The following is a 6,796-nucleotide window of genomic DNA, read 5'->3' on the forward strand; positions in this document are numbered from 1 at the left end:
ACACCAGGCACCCACGCGGAGCGCGCCGCGACAAGGGCAGAAGCGTTGTGGGCCTGCGAAATACGGATTGTCGACGGCGAAGGCCTCGCACAGGTTGCGGGGATGAACCGGCCGATGTCCGGATTGTCGCCGAGGCCGCAGAACACAACCCACCCAGCACGCTTGGTAACCGGGTAGTCCGTGCTAGCGGGCGGTGAGGTCGACAGACAACGCCGCCCGCTTTGATGTGTCCGGGGTTATCCCGCCGCCGAGTCGGCGATCGATGTGGCTTCGCGCGCACCGTCTTCGAAGGCCGCGCAGCAGAAGATCACCCATCCGCCGACGGCCTCCACATCCCCGGATTCGAACCCGGCGGCCGCGTCCAGGTACGCCTGACGCCTGCGCAACAAGAACACCTCCGGCACGCCGAGGCTGTGCGGGTCCAGCCCACTGGACACCGCGACCAGCCTGGACGCCGCCCGCGCGACCACGCCGTCGGCCGTGCCGAACGGCTTCAGCGCCAGTAGCTCACCGTGTACTACGGCGGCGAGCACCGGGGCGGGCGCGCGGGAGCCGACCACCGTTTGCGCCAGCAGGTCCAGCCGCTGCGCGACCCCGGAGTCGAAGCGCGGCCTGCCGAGCGACTCATCCTGCGGTACCAGGTCGGCCGCGGCGAGCAGATGCAGCCGCGCCAACGCCTGCAGCGGAGCGCGCTGCCAGGTGCCCACCAGATTCCGCAGCGCGTCCCCGTCCAGCGCCTGACCGACGCGCAGCGACCCGGCCAGTATCGGGTCCGCCACCCGCCCATCGGCGGGGATGTCCGTGCTGCCCCCGTCGATGGCCGCCGAGGACCGCGCCGCGCGCACCGCGGCCTCGGCCGCCGTGGTCGGCCACCCACGCCGGTTCGCTTTGTGCCGGTGCACCGCGGCGAGCGCGTCGCGGGCGCGGTCGGCCGCGTCCCGGACACCGGGGAGATCGACGAGGGGCTGCAGCGGATCGGTCACGGCATACGAGGCTACTTGCGGCCGCGCGGACCGATCCGCGCGCCCGGCTCGCCTACCCGGCCAGCAGATCGCGTCCCGGGATCGCGTCGAGCAGCTTGCGCGTGTACTCCTGCCGGGGGTGGTCGAACACCTCGTCGGTCGTCGCCGCTTCGACCACCTTGCCGCGCTGCATGACGAGCACGTCGTCGGCGATCTGCCGGACGACGGCCAGATCGTGGGTGATGAACAGATACGCCAGACCCAGCTCGGCCTGCAGCTCGTTGAGCAGCCGGAGGATCTGAGCCTGCACCAGCACGTCGAGTGCGGACACTGCCTCGTCGCACACCACCACCTCCGGCCGGAGCGCGAGCGCACGCGCGACGGCCACGCGCTGACGCTGTCCGCCGGACAGCTCGTTGGGGTAGCGCCGCAGCACATCGGCCGGCAGCGCCACCTTGTCGAGCAGTTCCCGCACGGTCGCCTCCCGTTCTTCGGAAGTGCCGATCCGATGGGTGCGCAACGGCTCCTCGATGGTGCGGTAGATGGTGTACATCGGGTCGAGCGAGCCGTAGGGGTCCTGGAAGATCGGTTGCACCCTGCGGCGGAAGGCGAACGCGCCCTTGCGGTCCAGGGCGGTCACGTCCTTGCCGTCGAACGTGACCGTGCCGGAGGTGGGTGCGAGCAGCCCGAGCACCATCTGCGCCACCGTCGTCTTGCCCGAGCCGGATTCGCCGACGATCGCCGTGGTCGACCCGCGCCGCAGCCGGAACGACACGTCGTCCACGGCGACGAATTCGGTCGATTTCCACGGCGTGCGCTCGCGGATGCGGAACGTCTTCGTCAGGTGCTCGGCGACCAGCACCTCGTCCGGAACCACCGTGAGTTCCGTGTCGGCCGCCGCCACCTGCTCGGCCACCTGGACGGCCTGCGCGCGGATCTCCGCCCGGCGCCGCACCGCCGAGCGCCGCGCGGCCAGCGACGGCGCCGAACTCACCAGCCGCTTGGTGTACAGGTGCTGCGGATCGCGCAGAATCCGCAGGGCCGGGCCGGATTCCACGACGCGGCCGCGATACATCACCACCAGGTGTTCGGCCCGCTCCGCCGCCAGGCCCAGGTCGTGGGTGATCAGCAGCACGGCGGTGCCGAGTTCGGCGGTGAGCCGGTCGAGATGGTCGAGGATCTGCCGCTGCACGGTCACGTCGAGCGCCGAGGTCGGTTCGTCGGCGATGAGCAGCTTGGGCCGGCAGGACAGGCCGATCGCGATCAGCGCGCGCTGGCGCATGCCGCCGGAGAACTCGTGCGGATACTGGTTCACCCGGCGTTCGGCGTCGGGCATGCCCGCTTCCTCGAGCAGCTCCACGGCCCGTTTCCTGGCGGCCTTGCCCTTCGCGATGCCGTTGGCCTCCAACGTCTCGCGGATCTGGAATCCGACCTTCCACACCGGATTCAGATTCGACATCGGGTCCTGCGGCACCAGTCCGATGCCGCTGCCGCGGATCGCGACGATTTGTCGTGCGGAGGCCGCCGTGAGGTCCGTGCCGTCGAATCTGATCGACCCGGAGGTGATCCGGCCCGTGCCGGGCAGCAGGTCGATGATCGCGTGCGCGGTGGTCGACTTCCCCGAACCGGATTCGCCGACGATGGCCACGGTCTGCCCGGGATAGACCGACAGGCTCACATCGCGGACCGCGGGCACCGGATTGCCGTCGGCGGTGAAACTCACGTTCAGATCGGTGATCTCCAGCAGCGGGTGCTCGGTCTCGCTCATCGCTTCCTCGCCTTCGGATCCAGGGCGTCCCGCACGGCGTCGCCCAGCATGATGAAGCTCAGCACGGTCAGCGCGAGCGCCGTCGCCGGATAGAACAGGATGGCCGAGGTGCGGATCTCCTTCTGCCCGGTGGCGATATCCGCACCCCAGGACACCACCGTGCGGGGCAGGCCGACGCCGAGATAGGACAGCGTCGCCTCGGTGACTATGAAGACGCCCAGCCACAGCGTGGTCACCACGATCAGCGGTCCCGCCGCGTTCGGCAGCACGTGACGCAGCAGCGTCCGGATGCGGGAGACGCCCAATGCTTTCGCCGCCGTGACGTAGTCGCTGTTCCTCGCTTGGATGACGGCGCTGCGCGCGATCCGCGCCGCCTGCGGCCAGGTGAACGAGGCGAGGATGACGATCACCGTCCAGATCGTGCGCGCCTCCAGCAGCTGCATGATCACGATGGCGGCCAGCATCAGCGGGATCGCGTAGAAGATCTCGGCGACCCGGGAGACGATCGAGTCCAGCGGCCCGCCGTAGAAGCCCGACAGCGCCCCGAGCGTCCCGCCGATCAGTACGAACAGCAGCGTCGCGCCGACACCGGCGAGCACGGAGGCCCGTGCGCCGTAGACCGTCCGGGCGTAGACGTCGCAGCCCTGCTTGTCGAAACCGAACGGGTGGCCCGCGCCGCGCGGATCCATGCTGAAATCGCCGTTGCAATACCGCGGGTCCTGGTCGGTGAACAACCCCGGCCAGATCACCACGATCAGCACGAACACGATCAGCACCGCCGCCACGACGAAGATCGGGTTGCGCCGCAGCTGCCGCCACGCGTCGCGCCAGATGCTGGTCGGCGCGCCCGCGGCGGGCACGGCATCGGTGGCGAGCACCTCGACCTCGTCGGGCGGGGCGACGAAGTGCTCCTGGCCGCGGCGCGGCTGCCCCTCGGTCAGGTCAGGCATAGCGGATCCTCGGGTCGAGTGCGGCGTAGAGCAGGTCTACGACCAGGTTGGTGACCAGGAAGATGACGATCAGCACCGTGACGAAGGAGACCACGGTCGGCGGTTCGCCCCTGGTGATGGCCTGGTAGAGCGTGCCGCCGACGCCCGGGATGTTGAAGATGCCCTCGGTGACGATCGCGCCGCCCATCAGGGCGCCCAGATCGGCGCCGAGGAACGTGACCACCGGGATCATCGAGTTGCGCAAGATGTGCACGGTCACCACACGCGGCCTGCCGAGTCCCTTGGCGGTCGCGGTGCGCACGTAGTCGGCGGACATGTTCTCCGCCACCGAGTTCCGGGTCAGTCGCAGAACGTAGGCGAACGACAGCGAGCCGAGCACGAACGCGGGCACCAGCAGTTCACCGACCGTCGCCTTGCCGGACACGGTCACCAGAACGATCCCCCACTTCACCCCGAGCAGATACTGCGCGAGGAAGCCCACCACGAAGACCGGCACCGCGATGACGATCAGGCTGACCACGAGCATCGTCGAATCGAACAGTCTGCCTTTGCGCAGCCCGGCGATCAGGCCGAACAGCACGCCGAAGACCGACTCGATCAGCACGGCCATGAGCGCCAGCTTGATCGTGATCGGGAACGCGCGCGCGAGTTCGTCCCGCACCGGCCTGCCGGAGAAGGCGGTGCCGAAGTCCAGCGTGACGATGCCTTTCAGGTACAGCAGATACTGCACGAGGAAGGGCTCGTCGAGGTGGTAACGCGCCCGCAGCTGTGCCTCGACCGCGGGCGTCATCGGTTTGTCACCGGCCAGCGCGTGGATCGGATCGCCCGGGACGAGGAACACCAGGGCGTAGATGAGCAGCGTCGCCCCGAGGAACACGGGGATCATCTGAAGCAGACGCCGCACGACATACCAGGCCATTTCGCCTCCTGGGTAGCGCCGCCGAGCGCCGTGCGGACGCCGGGCGGCTGGCGGCTACTTCTCGATGTTCTCGAAGGCGAACAGACCGTTCCAGGCGAGTTCGGCATTGCGCACCCGGTCGGAGCGGCCCGCCGCGGCCACGTAGTCGAACACGGGAATGTCGGCCAGGTCCTTGATCAGCAGCGCCTGCGCCTGCGCGACGAGCTTGTAGGACTCCTCCTGGGTCGACGCGGCCAAGGCGGCATCGAGCAAGCGGTCGAACTCGGGACTGTTGTAGTCGACGTTGTTGGTGTCGGAGTAGCTGTAGTACTGCGAGGTGAGGAACTGCAGCATGGTCGGGTAGTCGCCCTGCCAGCCGTAGCGGAACGCCTTGTTGATCGTGTGCGCGTTCACCTCGTCGCGGATGTTCTTGAACGTCGGGTACGGCACGCCGATGGCGTCGATGCCGAGGGTGTTCTTGACGCTGTTGGCCACCGCCTCCACCCAGGCCTGATGGCCGCCGTCGGAGTTGTAGGCGATCTCGTAGCGGCCCGACCACGGCGATATCGCGTCGGCCTGTGCCCACACCTTCCTGGCCTCGTCGGGGTTGTACTTCAGCACCTCCGTGCCGGGCAGGTTCGCGTCGAAGCCGGGCAGCGTGCTGGCGGTGAAGTCGCGTGCCGGGATCCGGGTGCCGTGGAAGATGTTCTGCGCGATCTGTTCCCGGTTGATCGCCATCGAGATCGCGCGGCGCCGCAGCAGCCCCTCCTGGCCGGCGAAGTGCGCGACATTCGCCTGGATGCCGATGTGCTGATTCTGGGCGGTCGGCTTGGTGATCGCGCGGTCGCCGAGATCCTGCTGATAGGAGGTGAGCGCGCTGTCGGGCACGGTGTCGAGCGCGTCGAGGTTGCCCGCCTGCAGGTCCGCGTACGCGGTATCGAAGGACTGGTACATCACGAACCGCAGCCCTTTGTTCTTGGCCGGGCGGCCGCCGGGGTATTCCGGGTTGGGCACCAGATCGATCTTGACGTTGTGCTCCCACGCCCCGGTCCGGGCGAACTTGTACGGGCCGTTGCCGATCGGGTTCTCCCCGAACGCCTTCATGTCCTTGAAGGCGGCTTCGGGCAGCGGATAGAACGGCGCGTACCCGAGTTCGGTCTCGAAGTCGATCGACGGAGCTTTCAGCTCGATGGTGAAGGTGCGGTCATCGATCACCTTCAGACCCGACATCGTCTGTGCCGTCGGCTTTTCCGCGGACACCTGGTCGAAACCGACGATGGGGCCGAACACGTAGCTCTGCAACTGCGCGTTGCTGCCGAGGGCCCCGTAGTTCCACGCGTCGACGAACGACTTCGCCGTCACCGGGGTGCCGTCGGTGAACTTCCAGCCGGGCTTGATGGTCACCCGGTAGTTCTTCCGATCCGTGGTCTGGATCGACTCCGCCATCTCGTCGTGCGCTTTGCCGTCGGCGTCGTAGTACTTCAAGCCCGCGAACAGCCGGTCGACCACGCGGCCACCCATGTTCTCGTTGGTGTTGGTGGGCACCAGGGGGTTCTGTGGCTCGCCGCCGTTGACGGTGACGATGTCGGCATCGGCGCCGTCGCCCGAGGAACATGCGGACAGCCCGAGCGTCGTGGCCAGTACGACTGCCGCGGTCAGCGCCATCGCTCTGTGGAATTTCAACGCGTCCTCCCGGTGCGAGAAGGGGGGAGCCGATCGGCACCCGCGCGAGGTCCATCAGCGCATGCCGACACGATCCCCCTGTGTGTTGGCAGAGTAACGACCGGCGCGGGCACTGTCACCTGATTGCGCCGAGTTCGGCGCACTTGTTACCGAGCCGGCAACATCGCCGAAACACCCCATGTTTCGTGCGGAAACGGGCCATTCGACCGGAATATCGCCTTCGTCGGGGGCGGGGAGGGACACACGTCCCGGGAGGACGCGCGGCGGTGTGGCGCGCGCGGAGCCCGGCCGATACACCGCACGCGGCGTGGGTCACAGTTGATTACTGTCGAACTCGGCTGCGTCGAATCGTGCGCTCAGGCTACGTGGAAAGAAGAGACGAGATGACTGGAACCAGCGCCGACCACAGGGACTCGTACCCGCCGAGCGCGGAGTTCGCTGCTGAGGCGAACGCCGACGCGGGGTTCTACCAGCGGGCGGCGGCCGATCGGGAAGCATTCTGGGCCGAGCAGGCCGGGCGGTTGCACTGGCACGA

The 6,796-nt window shown here is 68.2% G+C and carries 5 protein-coding genes; all 5 read right to left on the minus strand.

Translation table 11 applies throughout. From position 1 onward, the window contains the following. Positions 1-236 precede the first annotated feature (236 nt). From ACZ6DL_RS14600 to ACZ6DL_RS14620, 5 genes are read right to left on the minus strand one after another with little or no spacing between them, the layout of a single operon-like run. On the minus strand, positions 237-983 hold the full coding sequence (locus ACZ6DL_RS14600; RefSeq protein WP_466051280.1) for an oxidoreductase: 747 nt from the start codon (positions 981-983) through the stop codon (positions 237-239). 52 nt (positions 984-1,035) lie between these two features. Continuing rightward, positions 1,036-2,730, minus strand: coding sequence for an ABC transporter ATP-binding protein (locus tag ACZ6DL_RS14605; protein WP_466051282.1), 1,695 nt, complete (start codon positions 2,728-2,730; stop codon positions 1,036-1,038). After that, positions 2,727-3,680: an ABC transporter permease gene (locus ACZ6DL_RS14610; protein WP_466051284.1), complete on the minus strand. Its 954-nt coding sequence runs from the start codon at positions 3,678-3,680 to the stop codon at positions 2,727-2,729. Before ACZ6DL_RS14610 ends, ACZ6DL_RS14605 begins: the two co-directional genes overlap by 4 nt. Then, positions 3,673-4,599 (minus strand): ABC transporter permease, encoded by a 927-nt coding sequence (locus tag ACZ6DL_RS14615; protein WP_466051286.1) that lies wholly within the window; start codon positions 4,597-4,599, stop codon positions 3,673-3,675. Before ACZ6DL_RS14615 ends, ACZ6DL_RS14610 begins: the two co-directional genes overlap by 8 nt. A 54-nt stretch (positions 4,600-4,653) precedes the next feature. Further along, positions 4,654-6,243 carry a peptide ABC transporter substrate-binding protein gene (locus ACZ6DL_RS14620; protein WP_466051323.1) on the minus strand — a complete coding sequence of 530 codons (1,590 nt, stop codon included), beginning with the start codon at positions 6,241-6,243 and terminating at the stop codon, positions 4,654-4,656. Positions 6,244-6,796 lie beyond the last annotated feature (553 nt).

Source organism: Nocardia sp. NPDC041819 (assembly GCF_055590505.1).